This window comes from Paenibacillus chitinolyticus (assembly GCF_045038035.1).
Classification (GTDB): Bacteria; Bacillota; Bacilli; order Paenibacillales; family NBRC-103111; genus Paenibacillus_F; species Paenibacillus_F chitinolyticus_A.
Genome location: NZ_CP173427.1, coordinates 4,381,944 through 4,398,082, shown reverse-complemented (window position 1 = coordinate 4,398,082; position 16,139 = coordinate 4,381,944). Strand labels below are relative to the sequence as shown.

The window sequence follows — 16,139 nt, the reverse complement described above, 5'->3', positions numbered from 1 at the left end:
ACACTGTAATGGAGATTGGAAACATGAAAGTGGAAATCTTGAGGAGATCTTAAGGACTTTTTATCGCTGGGCAACTAACGATTAAGTTTCACAACGGATCAGGAGGGATTATTTGGGCAGTTATATCAATGTCGGCTTAGTTTACAGTAGTACGGAAGCCAATGAGGCTCATTTGAAGAAGTTGATTGAACTACTGATTGAGAATGAAGGTCGAATTGAAAATGTAAAGTTCTGTGAGGATGTGGATGGCGAACGGTGGGTTCAGTACGATTTTCCACATAATGATCCTGCAATCTTTGAAAAGCTCACACGATCGTATTACGGGCACATTGATTTGTTTGCCGATCTGGTTCCATTTAAAGGTTTGAATGTTGAAATAGAGATAGAAAAGTGTGAGGGGTATTCTGGTTTTCTGGTTTCTTTTAGAGAGAGTGAAATGCTTCCGGATTACTCAGAAGAGTCATTAGAAACAGCTACCGAAACCGTTGTAAAGCTTGTTGCAGAAATTTATCCGGCATTGCAATTTGATTATGCGTTTTGTGACCTTGAAGCACATATCGAGTTCTCTCCACGAGAATTCAAACCGGAAAGATACTCGCTAGCTTTTTGGCCGGACTTATCGAATGGTGAATTGAAGGTAACAAGGAGCAGCTGGCATATTAACGGATTAACGGAAAGACAGGAGTAATTATCAGGCGAGAGGTGTTCAATGACAAAGAAATCGTACAAAGAAATAGGCTCTTTAAGCATTCATTCTGTTTTTGAAGAACATTCTGGAATTATAAAAGTATCCTTGAACGAGATGGGTTATGTAGAGGTTAGTATTTCTGAGAGCTATGAGCATGGAATGACTGCTGAGATAGATTTAACTTTCGAAGAGTATGAGAGAGTTTTAAAAGCAGTTGATAAGGCAAATGACATCCTTTTAAGTGATATTTTTCATATAGAAAGGTATGCAGTCGATTTTATAAACGTCAGCGGGCCGTCATTAAAAAGACAGGGATTTATAGCAGTCAATGTTTTTGAACATTCGATTATTCTCGTAGTATCTCTAACGCGCGGCGGAGATGCGGATATTATGATCGGTAAAGAAGAGATTTCACTGTTATTATCTTTATTTAAAAAGATTAGAGTACAGAGATTTTGAATAAAACTAAAAGGGGAGAATGACCATGAAATCAGTTTTTTTATTGCAACATAGTTATGAAATAAACCAAAATGAAAGTACAAAAATAATTTCTACTAGAGATAAGGCTGAAGAGGTAGTACATAAATACAAAGAATTGCCTGGCTTTAAAGAATATCCGGAAGATTTTTATATTGATGAATATCAAGTGGATAAAAATGAATGGGAGGAAGGTTTCTTGGGTTCTAGCGGACTTGAAGATTGAGTAAGGCTATAGATATTGGCTATTCTGGTAGGGGGTTTATAAACAAACAAAGCAATCAAGCATCTTGAACGAGAGTTTATTTTCGATTGCTGCCTTTCCGAGGAGGAGAAACATTGCCTGCGAATTTTTACAAAATCCAAGAAGTTATTAATGAATGGAACCCTATTGAGATCGAACCCTTACTGGACGATGAGTATTCTTTAGAAATCAGATCCATTATTGAATTTATAAACGAACACAAGACCGAACTGACTCTTCTTGCATTAAGAGATAAAATAAACGAAATATTTAGCAAAACATTTGAAGGTTTTTATACACAAAGCGAACAAACACTAGAAGTCGCGAAAAAGATTATGCATCTTTGTTTGTAGGCCAGCTATTCGTACATCTTCTAGATCTGGCAGGTTTTACAGCCTCAAACGGCCGCTGTCTTTTAAAAATATTCCCCCTCATCTCAAAAATTTTTTCTCGAAAATTAACCTTCGGTCAATTGACAACTCGTAAAACCGATAGTATGATGAAATTGTGAAAATAACATAATAATTACATATTTACCAACAAAATTACAGCCGGTGTTGACTAACGATTTGAAGGGGCTGTTTTTTTGTTCCATTCCATGTGTGCATCCAGTTTAACCAACATAGAGATTTGAGACAATGGGCTTTTTGAAAGGGGAGTGTTTTGAAAGCGTTATCATAACGGGGTTGAAGAACCTTGCAAGTAAAAAAATGATGGGAGATGAATGATGAATGAAAAAGAGTTTATCCGTAATTGTTTTGAGCACGATAATGGCGTTGTCCGCAATTCCGGTAGGCGCAGCCTCCGGCAATTCCGCATCGGGTTCTCCGGCTGATTTGGCCGCTCCGCGTTTTATCGGGGAGAAGTGGATTGCTCCACAGGGGGCGTCGCTGGAAGCGAAGGTGTGGGCTTACCTGAACGCCAAGAAGGGGATTTTGAACCTGACGGGCGATGCGGAGCAAAGCATCCGGATTACGGATCAGGCGACGGACGCCGAGACGGGAACCCAGCATGTGCGTCTGAAGCAGTACATCCAGGGAATTCCGGTGTTCGGCACGGACCAGACGCTTCATTTTGACAAGCAGGGCAACGTCTCGGCGTATTTGGGCAGTACGGTTGCCGACAACGGCCAGCAGTCACTCACCGCTATCGCGCCGAAGATCAGCGCAGAAAAGGCGATTGCGATCGCGAACAAGGATATGGAGAAACGGATCGGCAAGCTGGGCGCCCAGCAGCGGGAGCAGCAGGCGGAGCTGAACTTCTATCCGGTCAAAGGGCAGAACTTGCTGGTGTACATCACGGAAGTGAATGTGCTTGAGCCTTCCCCGCAGCGCGAAACGTATTTTATCGATGCGGCAACGGGCAAAATCGTGAACCAGTACGGCATGTTGGACCATGCGACCGGTACGGGCGTCGGCGTGCTTGGCGATACGAAAACGTTTACAACAACGCAAAGCGGCACCCAATACGTGATGCAGGATACGACGCGCGGAGGCGGTATCGTTACTTACACGGCCGGCAATACCCAATCGCTTCCGGGAACGCTGATGAGGGATACGGACAACGTGTGGACGGACCCGGCGGCTGTCGATGCGCATGCTTATGCGGGAGTCGTCTATGATTATTTTAAAAATAATTTTAACCGCGACAGCCTGGACGGCAGAGGAATGGCCATCAGGTCGACGGTACACTACGGAAGCCGCTATAACAACGCCTTCTGGAACGGAACGCAAATCGCATACGGTGACGGCGACGGCACGACATTCCGCGCGTTCTCCGGCGATCTCGATGTCATCGGCCATGAGTTGACGCACGGAATTACCGAGAAAACGGCGGGACTTATTTATCAAGGAGAGTCCGGCGCGCTGAACGAGTCGATCTCGGATGTTTTCGGCAACACCATCCAAGGAAAGAACTGGCTGATCGGGGATGACATCTATACGCCGTCCATCCCAGGCGATGCGCTGCGCTCGATGGAAAATCCGCCTCTGTTCAATCAGCCGGACCATTACAGCAACATTTACCGGGGGTCCGACGATAACGGCGGCGTGCATACAAACAGCGGCATTCCCAACAAAGCGTTTTACCTGCTGGCCCAGGGCGGTACGCACCGCGGCGTCAGCGTAACCGGCATCGGCCGCGGCGATGCTGCCAAGATCGTATATAAAGCGCTTACTTACTACTTGACGAGCACATCCAATTTTGCGGCCATGCGTCAAGCGGCTATCAGCTCGGCCACCGATCTTTTCGGTGCCAACTCGGCCCAGGTTAACTCGGTAAAAGCGGCCTATGCCGCTGTCGGCGTCGGAAGCCCTCCGCCGGCTCAAGATACGCAAGCGCCGTCGGCACCGGCGAATCTGGTCTCGACAGGCAAGACTTCGAGCAGCGTAACCTTGTCGTGGAGCGCGTCGACGGATAATGTGGGCGTGACCGGCTATGACGTGTACAGAGGCTCTGTGCTTGCGGCATCCGTCTCCGGCACAAGCGCGACCGTCAGCGGTCTGAGCCCCGCCACGGCGTACACCTTCACGGTGAAAGCGAAGGATGCGGCCGGCAACGTATCTCCGGCGAGCAGCGCGGTGACGGTGACGACCAGCTCGTCGACCGACCCGACGGATACGCAGCCGCCTACGGCTCCGGGCAATCTGGTGGCGGCAGGCAAAACGTCCAGCAGTGTATCTTTGTCGTGGAGCGCGTCGACGGATAATGTGGGCGTAGCCGGCTATGACGTGTACAACGGCTCGACGCTTGCCGCTACAGTGACAGGCACGAGCGCGACCGTCAGCGGCTTGCAGGGCGGAACGTCCTACACCTTCACCGTCAAAGCGAGAGACGCCGCAGGCAACGTATCGCCGGCGAGCAACGCGGTGACCGTCGTGACGGATACAGGTTCCGGCGCTGCTGCATGGGCCGCATATACGAGCTACCAAGTCAACGATCTCGTCACTTATCAAGGGAAGACCTACAGAGCGCTCCAGGCTCATACGGCAATGCCAGGCTGGGAACCGGCTATCGTTCCGGCTTTGTGGGCAGTCGTTAGTTAAGAAAACTTTATGCCATATCGAAGTCGCGTTTTGCTTATAAGTGAATAATGTTTTAGAGGCGGCCTTTTCCCGGAATCCAACCGGGGAGAGGCCGCTTTTTTACGGCTTCTTGCCTGCCTCGGATTTTGGGACTTCAACTAGTGAGAAGATCATGATCGGTGTGTCCATATCATACGTCAAAATATTTTATTAATAACTATAATTTTATGAATTACGTCATTAATTAACAAATTACGATAAAAAAAGCTAAGTAATTCGAGATATTTACAGCCGATAATATGCTGGTATGTGTATTTTAAACAGAAAGTAGTGGTTATATTGATAAATAATTGGAACTTATGATTGAATTTGAAAGCGCTAAAAGTTTGTTTGACTTGTCGGACTCAATTGCAGAAAAAATACTTTGGGGAGTTATCAATTCAAAATGAGAAAAATAATAGGATTGACTAGCGGATTGCTGTTGAGTTTATTTTTAGTTTTACTGAGTTTTCCTATAAAAACTCATGCTATCATCCCGCTTCAAGTGATCGGGAAAGAATACAATACAGGGGTGATCGAGGACCATACGGACAAATTTCCCAACTTAACAAACGCTAAAACGATTACGGCCTATGGCGGCTATTTTCTAGCTTTATATAGTAACGGAACTGTCCATGCGAAATCTTATTACATTAATGACGCCAAAGGAAATCCCGGCGGAATTGAAGACTGGACATGGAAATTTCCGGATTTAACGAATGCCATTTCTATCGCTACGGATAGATCTTACTTTTATGCACTCTATAGAGATGGAACGGTTTTATGTAAATCTTATTACATTAATGATGCAAAAGGAAACCCTAACGGCATCGAAGACAGAACTACCTATTTTCCGAACACGGCTAATGCCAAATCTATATCTATCAGCGAAGGTTATAAATTCACCCAAAATAAGGATAATACCGTAAATACAAAAAGCCAAGCGGGAGACCAAAATTTAACGGATAGATTCACGGATCTGACAAATTCAAGAGCCATTGCGTATAATGGCCGTTTTTATTACTCCGCTATGTTGAATGTGCTGCCTGCTTTGTCTGTCGATAATAGCGACCAGTATGTAAAAAATGACGGAACCTCAGCCATCACTTTGTCCGGTACTGTGAGCGACCCGGATAACGATTCGATTACGGTCAGCGCGACTATCGAGGGTGTAACAAAATCCGTTACTTTAACGAATACCGCAACAACCCAGAATTGGAAATTGCAATGGGGGCTTGTTTCCGACAAGATTCCTTCACGAACGTATACGGGGATTAATGTTACTGCCAAGAACGGGGAATGGGGGACCGTAGGTGCAACCTACAACGGCAAAATCGATATAGAGAAGAAACCTTATGTGTTAAACGGAAGCTTTGAAGATGATGTGAATGGAACCAATGTTCCGGATTTCTGGGAAAATAACTGGCGAAACGGAAACAGCAAGAACCCGTATGCTAACCGCACGCCTAACGAGGAGATAAACGGCAAATATATATACCGTCTAAACAATGGTACGGGTGATGCAAGTTCTATTCACTATGCCGCTTCCGACAAAATTAGTGTGATCGGCAAAACTTCCTATGAAGTGCAAGCTTTTATGCGGCACGGAATGAAAAAGGGAGCAACTACTTATGTGTACGATGCTTCAGGAAGGATTAACAACGTGATTTTGTCCAATGGCCAATCGCAGAAATATCAGCATGATGAGAATGGAAACTTGATCGGCAAGGAACAGGCGGCATCTTCCGGAGAGCGTGCGGAATTCACCATACTTGAATTGGATGCAGCCGGGACCACTATTAATGAAATCCATAAAACCTATACAAACGGTGATTTACAGTGGCATAAAAACATGAATTCATTTACGACTAAAGAAAATACAAAAGATGTGATCATCCGGTTTGCTATCGGCGGAAGAGAAGGCATTAGTCTGGATGTGGATGACGTAAAAATCATACAAACTTCGCAGATTGCTGCGCCACCAAAAGTGAATATGACAGCTCCTTCTTATGAAGTTCTGGTCTACGATATTCCAAACGGCACTCAGAAAGTAGAATTTCAAACTTGGACGGAACAAAACGGCAAAGATGATCTTAAAACCGTACAAGGGAAAAAGCTGGCTGAAGGTGTCTGGAAAGGGGTAGTTCCGTTCACAAGTCATAATAGTGAAGCGGGAAATTATCTAACCGATGTTTATACGGACGGCAAGCTTCTCGGACAAAGCGCGACAATGGTGGTTCCAACGGCAGCAGTCGTACGCGCACCTTCAGATGTAAATATAACAGCCGGTTCTTATGAAATAGTTGTGGATGGCGTAAGCGATCAGGTCAACAAAGTGCTTTTCCCTACGTGGAGCGAGAACAACGGGCAGGATGATCTGGAGAATCCTTGGCCGGAAGGAACTAAAGTATCCGCTCATACGTGGAAGATCACAGTTCCGTTCGCGAAACACAACAGCGATACCGGAAACTATATTACACATATTTATTCCGTGGATGCCGAAGGCAATAAAATCGGATTCGCTTCAAGCAATACGAAAGCGAATCTGTCTGTGTCTGCCCCGCCCACTACTAATCTTTCCAACCCTGCTTACCCGATTGTTGTATACGGCGCTCCTCAAAATGCACAAAAAGTTGAATTTTCGACGTGGACCGAGCGCAACGGGAAAGACGATCTTAGGACAATTCTCGGCAAAAAAATATCCAACGGTGTCTGGAAAGCCACGGTTCCTTTCTACCAGCATTCCAATGAAACAGGCAAGTATTTGACCGATATTTTCGTCGACGGGGCCAAAATGGCTGAAAGTATTACGGAGGTGGCTCCATCCACGGCGACAGTCCGGGCGCCTGAATCCATAAGCGTTTATAAGATTTCTTACGATATTTACGTGGATGGACTTGGCCCGGATATCAAAAGAGTCAGCTTTCCTACTTGGACCGAATACGACGGAACGGATGACATCGTCTATTCGGAAGGAATTAAAGTTTCCGATACCAGTTGGAAAGTTACTGTAACGTTCAAAGATCATCGTTACGAGAGAGGGATTTATGTAACCAACGTGAATGTTTTTGATGGAGATGGAAATATGGGAACGATTTTCGAGAGGGTAAAAGTAAAAGTAACATCGGATTGATAAGGAGAGAGCATGGTGGCTAAAAAAATATTAAGTCAAATTATGATTATTGTAATAGCTGTAAGTACGCTGTTTCCTTACTACGCTTCAGCGGCAGTTTCTGCAAGCCATATACAAGCTAAAGGGCAAGAGGCTGCGGTTGGACAACAAGTTCTCACGGTTTCTTGGCTGAGTGACCGTTTTGGCGTAACCGAAGATTTCTTGATGGCCGAGCTGAACAAAGGATACCAGTTAACGGAGATTTATAAAGCTCTGCAGCTGCAGCAAGAGTCCGGAAGAGCTTATGCGGACATTATTAACGAGTTAAATCCGGCCGTGAAACAGCGTCTTGACGAGCTGAATTATGATAGCAAGCCAAGTGAAGATACGGTCACGAGCGATACCTACAGCGTGACGGATGCTACCTATCAAGAGCTTCCTACGGTAACGACGGATACCTATGGGCTGAGGTTGATGGCTACTGGCGTACTTCCTACAACCTATGACAAGATTGCGGTACAACGAGAAGGAATGAAGGCGGATCAGGCTCCTTATCTGGTTTCTTCAGGCAGTGCAGACGTATCTACATTAACAGGGGCCTTGCAACTACAGGCGAATGATTTCACTTTACCTGGAAGAAACGGTCTCTCATTTCCTTTGAGACGAATTTACGACAGCTCTTCGGCATTGTATTATAAGTCCGAACCTTTTTATACGGCATTTTTTCAAGTAAATTACTACCCGGAATTACTGGCTGTTGTGGAAAAAATAGAAGGGAATCAGATTGATTATCTCTACGAGTTTACATTTGATAAAGTTGCGAATTTTCAATATCGCGGTGATACGACAACATGGTTTTCTCCTTTTGTTCAAAAAGATAAAATAGAGTACGGACAAGATGAAGAAAGAAAAATTGTGCAGCTTCAGTTTCCGAAACGAAATAAAGACACGGATGAACCTATTTATACCTATCATTTCGAGCTGAATGGAGCTCCGTTTAGAGCCAAGCTTTTCCCTACAGGGAGAATTAATAACGCTTATGATGAGATACCTGTCTATTTGAATGAAGGATACTATAATAAACCGTCCGATAAACCACTGGAACCTCTAGGTGAAGGGTGGCGCTGGGATCTTCCTTTCATTGAAACAAAGGGTGATAAACGGTACATGCACATACCCGGCGGAGCGTCTTATGAAATTAACGATGATAAAACGCTCAAGGGCTATCCGTGGAAAGATCTCACACTTACGCGTGATATTTCGGTGATTGTAGGGGGGAAAACATCCGACGATGTACTCACTACCTTGGATGGTATTTCGTATTACTTTAGTAACGGAAAACTCATCCAAATTTCCGATCGTTATAAAAATTCAACGCAATTTGAATATTCCTATGTTGATCCGTACGGCCAAGTATTAACGAAGGTCAGAGACGCTGCTGCCAACGAAATCAATATTTCTTACTCTTCTTCCGAAGTTATCGTTCATTATGGAGATAGGCAGGTAAAACTAATTAAGGGCAAGGATGCGAAGGGGAACAAAGATTTATTGAACGCGGTGGTTGATCCTGAAGGAAGAACAACGCGTTACTCCTATGACATCCGAGCCAGTCGTTTTGACTACGTACAATATAAGGAGGGAGAGAATTATATTGCCCTCTTGAAACAAATTATTCATCCTACCGGCGCCAGGTCCGTTTACGATTATAATAATTTCTGGGGCTATACCGGTCCGACTGCTGCCGAAGATGTTTTCCGGGCAACCAGTAAGGAAGATATTGTGGATTATGTAGATGGAACGTCCCAGAAGTCAAATGCAAGTACGTATATTTATGATGGGAACTACAGAGGCAGGTATTCCCGCGATAACATTTTCTCCACCACTGTAAAAAATGCTCTTACTGAAACGACTTTCACCTATAAGAAGAAATACATGAATGACCTGCTGCCGGATGTATTCTACAACACGGAAGTTGGTTCTCAAGCAGGGGCGGAAAAACGTGTCACCAAGCAAACCTTTGATGAGAAACGCAATTTACCCGTTCCGATCGAGGTGACCACAACAGCTGTAAACGGAGGCAGTTCCAGCTCCCCGGTTACCGTTAAACGGACCTATGACGATTACGGTAATGTTCTGACAGAGACAGATCCGCTGAATAACACGACTACCAATAGTTATGATGCGACTTCGCATTTATTAGTGTCAAGCTTGGTGCCTGTCAGCAGCGGTTTGAATGCGTATTCGGAAATCCTCCGAAACACACAGGGCAGCGTGACTCAGCTAACGGTTAAAGAAAATCAAGCCACTGGCGCTCTGAAGCAGCAAGTGAATTACGGGTATGACGGATATGGAAATATGACGACTGTGACCGTTAAAGATACGGAAAAAGACAGCGTCATTACGCAAGAATTCGGCTCCCAATATAACGGTGCTTATCTTACCAAGCAGTCCGTAAACGTTACGAATGCCGATGGGGAAGTTTCCGCGATTGTTCAGCAAATGGAATATGACAAATCCACGGGCGCATTAACGAAATTGACCGACCCCAAAGGGTATGCAACAACATACCGGTACGATAAGTTGGGACGGATCACAAGGGAGACCGGTGTAGATTCAAGTGAAGCGAGCATTACTTATGACGACGCGAACAATAAAATTACTTTGACCGACGTTAATGGAGAACAAAGTATTCAGGAATTTAACCCCCTCGGGTTAAAGACTCGTGAAACACTCGGCAGAGGATTCGCTGCGTACGGTTACGATCTTTTTGGAAGAACGATCTGGAGTAAGGATGCCAAGGAGAATCAGACGAGCTATACTTATGATGCATGGGGAAGAAACATAAAAACGAGTTTCCCTGACGGATCAAGCTCTGTAACATCGTATGATGATGTCGGTCGGACAAAGACATCCACAGATGAGGAAAATAACTCTATAAGAGAAACGTACGATACTCTTGGAAGAGTGATCAAGAGCGAAGAAGTTAAAAGCAGTGGCGCTGTAGAGTTGGGGAAAGTTTCCTACGATTTTGCAGGAAATCTAGTCAGCAAGACGGATGGAAACGGTAAACAAAGCACGTACAAATACGATTTGTTGGGCCGACTTGTTGCGGTAACCGATCCGGATATGAACAGCACACAGTATACCTACAGCTTGGCCGGTAACCTTATTGAGCTTCGTTACGCAGACGGCAGCGTGCAGCGTAAGAAATACGACGAGATCGGACGGCAGATTCAAAAGATTCAACCGCAAGGCCAGACGGAAACAACGTACTACGATTTAAACAGCAATATGATTAAAAAAGTCGATCCTAAAGGGACTGTACGGGAGTATGAATACAACAACCGGAACTGGCTTATTAAAGACCAGACGCCGGAAGAAAGTATCTCATACACATACGATAAAGCCGGGAAACGTAAAAGCTTGGTCGATGCGACGGGAACTACATCTTACCAGTACTCCCCTAAGGGTGAACTAGTTTCAATTCAGTATCCGGATGCCTATAAAATTGACTATGCTTACGATATTCAAGGCCAGCGGACCGATGCAATCAGCGATGTCGGACAGACCTACACCTATAATGAACGCAACCGCATCGTTGGCCTCCAGATAAAGGACAAAACTTCCGGTAACGAAACGATAGCCGGCACTGTTCAATATCAATACAAGAAGAATGGTTTTCTTCAGCAGTCCAATCTGAGTAACGGTCTGCAAACGGTATACACCTATGACGGGTTTAATATGACGGGATTACAGAATCAGAAGCAAAATGCGACTCTGGGTGCGTTCGGTTATAAATACGATACCAACCGTAATATTACGGAAAAAACCGAACTGGGAACCGCTTCGACCTACTCGTATGATGCACTCAATCGGGTCAAAACATCGAGCCAGTTTAATGAAACGTACGAGTATGATAACCGCGGCAACCGGGCTTCTCTCATGACGGACCGTAAATTAAGCGAGAGTGGATCCACGTACACCTACGATGATCGGGACCGGTTGAAGAAAGTAGTGACTGCCGACGGGAAAGAAGTCAGCTACCGGTATAATGGGGACGGGCTCCTTTATGAGCGTACGGAAAACGGTAAAACCATCCGTTATTATTATGATGATTCCCAGCACTTGATTCGCGAAGCGGAAGTGGGGACAGATGGAACAATAACTCCCGTGTACCAATATATTTATTCTCCGGCTGGAAGCATTTTGGCGCGTAAACCGATGACCGCAAATACGGGGCTCGAATACTATACGCTAAACGGTCATGGCGATGTCGTTGCATTGAGAGATTCGAACGGCAATGTATTGAATGAGTACACCTATGATATTTGGGGAAATCCGGTAACCGAGAAAGAGACCGTGCCTAATAACTTCCGATACTCAGGTGAATACTGGGATAATGCGACCAAACTTCAGTATCTTCGCGCTCGGTGGTACGATCCGAATCTGGGACGGTTTATTAACGAGGATACGTTTGGAGGAAAGCTGATTAATCCGCTGAGTTTGAATTTGTATACGTATGTGGAGAATAATCCGCTAAAGTATAGAGATCCGAGTGGGCATATGAAAGATAGTTTTGGTGCTGCATTGCCTATGCCTACCAAAAGTCAGAATCCCAAATCATATATACAAACAGCACAAAATAATTGGTGGAATGCTCAAAGGTATATAGATACAATAAATGCAGGAAATAAAACAGGGTTAACATGCTCGGGATGTAATGATGTAAGCACATGGGAAAAATATCAAGCTAGTATGAGTGCCTGGGCGAATAAAATAAGATCTGGTCACAAAGTTGCAGATTCTGTGTCGATTAAATTGGAAGGATCGGCAAGTGTATTTATTGGTGGCAAGTTTGGTGTAGAAGTAAAGGGTAACGTAGTAAAGTTTTATTTCACCGGTAGCGCTGGAAGTACTGTTGGAATGAGTGGTGGTTTAATGATTAATCATACCATTTCAAGTGACTTAAAAGGGGAAATGAATTCTACTACTACTAATGGGAATGTCTCAGGTGGTAAAATATTATTGGGTGAATTTACTTATAAATCTGATCAGAAATATGTTGAGATTAGTCAGGGGATAGGATTAGGTGGTGGTATTAGTATGGATTTAATACCGCTTGGAGGTTCTTTTGAAAAAGAATATAGTTATATTCCTCCGGAATTGCCATTTAATATAACGCCTAATGATATTATTACAATATATCCTTCCTATAACGGAGCACCAAGCTATGCAGAATGGGATAATATGCTGGGAGGAAAGGGGTGGTAATTTTTTTATGATCTTTAAAAGTAAATTAACCAGGTGGATGGCAATTATTATCGTATCCCTTTTAGGAATAGTTGCGGTGGTATTAGTTATTGGTTTAAATGCTTTAGAAAAGCAGCATGAAGAAGAAATTAAGACGGTTATTTCTAAAAAGGGTGGTATTGTACTAAAGATTGAGCGTGTAGCGCCAGAAACTAGTGCATTTAAAAATGATTTTAATAAGAGTAATATTATTTACCGAATAATCTATAAAAAAAACAATGTTGATTCCGAACTTCTAGCCTGGTATAGAGGGATAAACGTTCTAAATGATATTCACGGAAAGAACCCGGCTACACTTGAAGGTGGGTTTGAGGAAAAATGGATATTCCAATCTGAATTGAAATAATTTTAAACCACAATGCGATTTAATCTCGTATTGTGGTTTTTTATCTTGATTTAACAATGTTAAAGAGTTGGAACGCTTTATAAATTAGGAACGCATGTGGATCCGAGTGGGCATGAAAAATCAAGTGATGTTTATCTTCCCGATAGTGTAAGAAATCAAATTAAACTTTATACTGAAAATTGGGCTCTAGCTCAGGACGTAATTAATTCTTTGGATAAAAACAGTAAATATTATACAGCTAACTTACTTTTGATGAGGACTTGCCAGAAAGGAATCGCCAAAAGGCATATACACACCAATAGTTCTATTACGTCTTCCAAAAATTATTTTTAAGGTGGAAGGAGTATTTTAAATGAAATATTTTAAAAAAGAACTTTGGCAAGAAATGAATATGGGAGATATTACCTCTCAGGTTCACCACAGAACAAAATTCTCTTTAATTCAAATAAACCACTCCGATCTACACTTACTCAAGATCTGCGGATGCGCTCCATGTATCGCCAAGCATGCCTACATTACAATTTTTATTTGAGAAATCCGAATTGAATCTCTCTGAAAGTGAATCAAAACTTGTGCTCCCGAGGCAAATAATATTTCGTGTGAGATAGTGTTTTCATCAACCTCTAAAAATTCTTGGTAACCAAAATCGTCAAAACCTCTTTGATAATTACCTTGTAATTCACCATGAGGATATCTTTCATGGTCTTTCTTTTTTACCTACTCACTTTCGAACATGAATCGATACCTTAGCCCATCACATGCTGCTTTTTGTTTTGTAGATACGTGGCTTTTTAAGATAAGAAATATTGATTTATTTTTGCAGGAAAAGCACTTCATTTTGAGAAATTCATTGGATATATTAGGAATAAAGTAGATAATAGAAAAGTAGACAAGCTTACTTTATCGAATATTAAAAAAGGGAGTGCTCCATATTTTTGATCTGAAATTGCTCCTAAACGAATCTTTAACAAGCAAGAGATTAAATAAAGAAGAACTTGTATTTGATCTGGAAAAGGACTGTGCATGGAATGCCATCAAAGACGGGACGTTTCCTTGTTTTCTTTTTATTTACTTTAACTGTTTTTATTGTGGATGCCCTCCTTCTTTATTATGAAAATAAGTTTGAAATAACGGAACCGTTGGTTATGAGCATGATTTTCTTGGTGTTTGCTATTGTTATCAGTATCTTGGCTGTAGCGGATAAGCAAACAGGAGGATCATGAAAGTCGATAGGGGGTAGCGCATGAAAATCATTGAAACCCTTACAGTGGATGGTCTTGTCTATACCGATGAAAATGGAGAAAACAAAAAGATAGATCTTAAACAATGCCATGAACACTGGGTCCAATACCGGAGGAGAACCGAGAATTTAACGGATGAGATGACAGATGAAATCAGAAAAACAGACTTTTGCATCGGACAAAGAGATTTTACGGCCAGCCCTCCTTATATCGAATTTTTTACAAAACCCTTTACTAGAATAGAGTTCGAAATTTCCGTAGACGAGAAAGATTTGCAAACCGAGTTATCCCGATGGAAAAGAGGAATTGCCTCGGCCGGTTGGACTACGATTGATTTGAGCTAAATAGCGCTGGGAAAAATGGGGAATCTCACATGGAACGGACACCCAAAGAGCGCCTGTATTGGCTGCTAAGACTATACAAGGATAAAGAAATACAGGCAGAAACGTTCTGCGATGAATTTCATATGACTTACCATTATGAACTTAATGACGCGGAATTAACTGAAACGGAAAGAGTTCTTTTTAGAGAAATTGCTGCAGTAGCGGCGAGATTCTCTCCGTTTGAAGAAGATCATCAAAAATACCCGGGGGTGTATTTTACAACAGAGGATGTAGAGGGTGTGGTAATGAAAAAAGCACTAATCGATATTTTACTGGATCCTTATTCAACGGAAGCTGAAAAAGACGACGCGGCGATAGTTCTGGGTGAGCATTTTGAAGATGAAGAAACAATCGCTGTGCTTCTGAAGGTATCTAATCAAGACGGTATAGGGGAAATGGTTGCTGCAAGCTGTGGCGAATCGTTAGCATACATATGGTTAAGAAAATCGGACATCAATTATGATCAATTATTGCTACTGAAAGATGCTGCTTTATGTGAAGCCCTCTCTTTGATAAAAGCACACAGGTATGATTGGTTCACGGAGTATGAACGAAGATTATTCTGTGGAAGGGAATTTGAAAACAGTGATGTTCAGAAAGGCCGGAAGAAGGATAGATAGACGCTTGGAGGAAGCTACTCATGCATTCGTTTACTTATGAATCGAAGGATTCCAATCATAACAGCGAAGAAATTTTGGGATTGCTGCAATTTTATACGGAATTACATCCGAATGTATCCTGGCTAGTAGGTGATCTGGAACTGGTTCCGACTTACATCGGGGATTACCACCCAAGCGGGAAAGCCGAACCACAACGGGCTTCTTACGATGATCCAAAAATTCCAAGAGGAAGGTTTTCTCAGGCTATCTCTCAAGGAAATAAAGGGGATGCTGATCGATTCGTTATCGGTTCGCCGTGCTGTTTTTGTGTGCCTGCCTGAGCATGTGGGAGTGAGCCATTTTCATGGAGATGCCGAAAGTCTCTCTTTACAGCATGAATCAGCTTTGCATGAAATAACGGTTTTGGATGATTTGATTATAATAAACAGTGCCTTCAAGCTTCGACCATCTATGATGAGTGGGGAATAAGCCGGTTTCTATAACTCAATTAGGGGAGTACGGAATTTCATGAGAAAGCGATGTAGGAGTTGTAACGGTTATCTGAAATGGAGTAAAGTCTTCATAGCTTTATATAGGAATAAGAAAGTAGCCTGCGCTCACTGTATGGGTGATGTTGAAGTCAGTTTGTTCAGTAGATGTATCTTTTTCTTCGTTAG

The 16,139-nt window shown here is 43.1% G+C and carries 12 protein-coding genes; all 12 read left to right on the top strand.

Annotation, left to right across the window (positions count from 1 at the left end; genetic code table 11):
* The first annotated feature begins 112 nt into the window (after positions 1–112).
* The 12 genes from ACI48J_RS19835 to ACI48J_RS19780 all read left to right on the top strand — a co-directional run bounded on the left by ACI48J_RS19835 (position 113) and on the right by ACI48J_RS19780 (position 15,803).
* Positions 113–688, top strand: coding sequence for an Imm64 family immunity protein (locus ACI48J_RS19835; RefSeq protein ID WP_405079901.1), 576 nt, complete (start codon positions 113–115; stop codon positions 686–688).
* A gap of 21 nt (positions 689–709) precedes the next feature.
* Positions 710–1,147 (top strand): hypothetical protein, encoded by a 438-nt coding sequence (locus ACI48J_RS19830; RefSeq protein ID WP_405079900.1) that lies wholly within the window; start codon positions 710–712, stop codon positions 1,145–1,147.
* Between the two features lie 25 nt (positions 1,148–1,172).
* On the top strand, positions 1,173–1,391 hold the full coding sequence (locus ACI48J_RS19825; protein WP_405079899.1) for a hypothetical protein: 219 nt from the start codon (positions 1,173–1,175) through the stop codon (positions 1,389–1,391).
* A gap of 113 nt (positions 1,392–1,504) precedes the next feature.
* On the top strand, positions 1,505–1,762 hold the full coding sequence (locus tag ACI48J_RS19820) for a hypothetical protein (RefSeq protein WP_405079897.1): 258 nt from the start codon (positions 1,505–1,507) through the stop codon (positions 1,760–1,762).
* A 378-nt stretch (positions 1,763–2,140) separates the two neighbouring features.
* A complete protein-coding gene (locus ACI48J_RS19815; protein WP_405079896.1) occupies positions 2,141–4,453 on the top strand; it encodes a M4 family metallopeptidase in 2,313 nt (770 codons plus the stop codon).
* Positions 4,454–4,877: 424 nt separating this feature from the next.
* Positions 4,878–7,604 (top strand): GBS Bsp-like repeat-containing protein, encoded by a 2,727-nt coding sequence (locus tag ACI48J_RS19810; protein WP_405079894.1) that lies wholly within the window; start codon positions 4,878–4,880, stop codon positions 7,602–7,604.
* A gap of 12 nt (positions 7,605–7,616) precedes the next feature.
* Positions 7,617–12,854 carry an RHS repeat-associated core domain-containing protein gene (locus tag ACI48J_RS19805; protein WP_405079892.1) on the top strand — a complete coding sequence of 1,746 codons (5,238 nt, stop codon included), beginning with the start codon at positions 7,617–7,619 and terminating at the stop codon, positions 12,852–12,854.
* Positions 12,855–12,891: 37 nt separating this feature from the next.
* On the top strand, positions 12,892–13,239 hold the full coding sequence (locus tag ACI48J_RS19800) for a hypothetical protein (protein WP_405079891.1): 348 nt from the start codon (positions 12,892–12,894) through the stop codon (positions 13,237–13,239).
* 1,028 nt (positions 13,240–14,267) lie between these two features.
* Positions 14,268–14,462: a hypothetical protein gene (locus ACI48J_RS19795; protein WP_405079889.1), complete on the top strand. Its 195-nt coding sequence runs from the start codon at positions 14,268–14,270 to the stop codon at positions 14,460–14,462.
* Positions 14,463–14,482: 20 nt separating this feature from the next.
* Complete coding sequence (locus ACI48J_RS19790; protein WP_405079888.1) at positions 14,483–14,824, top strand: hypothetical protein; 342 nt, start codon at positions 14,483–14,485, stop codon at positions 14,822–14,824.
* Between the two features lie 29 nt (positions 14,825–14,853).
* Positions 14,854–15,483, top strand: coding sequence for a hypothetical protein (locus tag ACI48J_RS19785; protein WP_405079886.1), 630 nt, complete (start codon positions 14,854–14,856; stop codon positions 15,481–15,483).
* 20 nt (positions 15,484–15,503) lie between these two features.
* Positions 15,504–15,803 (top strand): hypothetical protein, encoded by a 300-nt coding sequence (locus ACI48J_RS19780; protein WP_405079885.1) that lies wholly within the window; start codon positions 15,504–15,506, stop codon positions 15,801–15,803.
* The last annotated feature ends 336 nt before the right edge of the window (positions 15,804–16,139 follow it).

Coding starts and splice junctions, on each gene's coding strand:
- ACI48J_RS19830 (WP_405079900.1), top strand. CDS start 710: ATGACAAAGAAATCGTACAAAGAAATAGGCTCTTTAAGCATTCATTCT.
- ACI48J_RS19825 (WP_405079899.1), top strand. CDS start 1,173: ATGAAATCAGTTTTTTTATTGCAACATAGTTATGAAATAAACCAAAAT.
- ACI48J_RS19815 (WP_405079896.1), top strand. CDS start 2,141: ATGAAAAAGAGTTTATCCGTAATTGTTTTGAGCACGATAATGGCGTTG.
- ACI48J_RS19810 (WP_405079894.1), top strand. CDS start 4,878: ATGAGAAAAATAATAGGATTGACTAGCGGATTGCTGTTGAGTTTATTT.
- ACI48J_RS19805 (WP_405079892.1), top strand. CDS start 7,617: ATGGTGGCTAAAAAAATATTAAGTCAAATTATGATTATTGTAATAGCT.
- ACI48J_RS19800 (WP_405079891.1), top strand. CDS start 12,892: ATGGCAATTATTATCGTATCCCTTTTAGGAATAGTTGCGGTGGTATTA.
- ACI48J_RS19795 (WP_405079889.1), top strand. CDS start 14,268: ATGCCATCAAAGACGGGACGTTTCCTTGTTTTCTTTTTATTTACTTTA.
- ACI48J_RS19790 (WP_405079888.1), top strand. CDS start 14,483: ATGAAAATCATTGAAACCCTTACAGTGGATGGTCTTGTCTATACCGAT.
- ACI48J_RS19785 (WP_405079886.1), top strand. CDS start 14,854: ATGGAACGGACACCCAAAGAGCGCCTGTATTGGCTGCTAAGACTATAC.
- ACI48J_RS19780 (WP_405079885.1), top strand. CDS start 15,504: ATGCATTCGTTTACTTATGAATCGAAGGATTCCAATCATAACAGCGAA.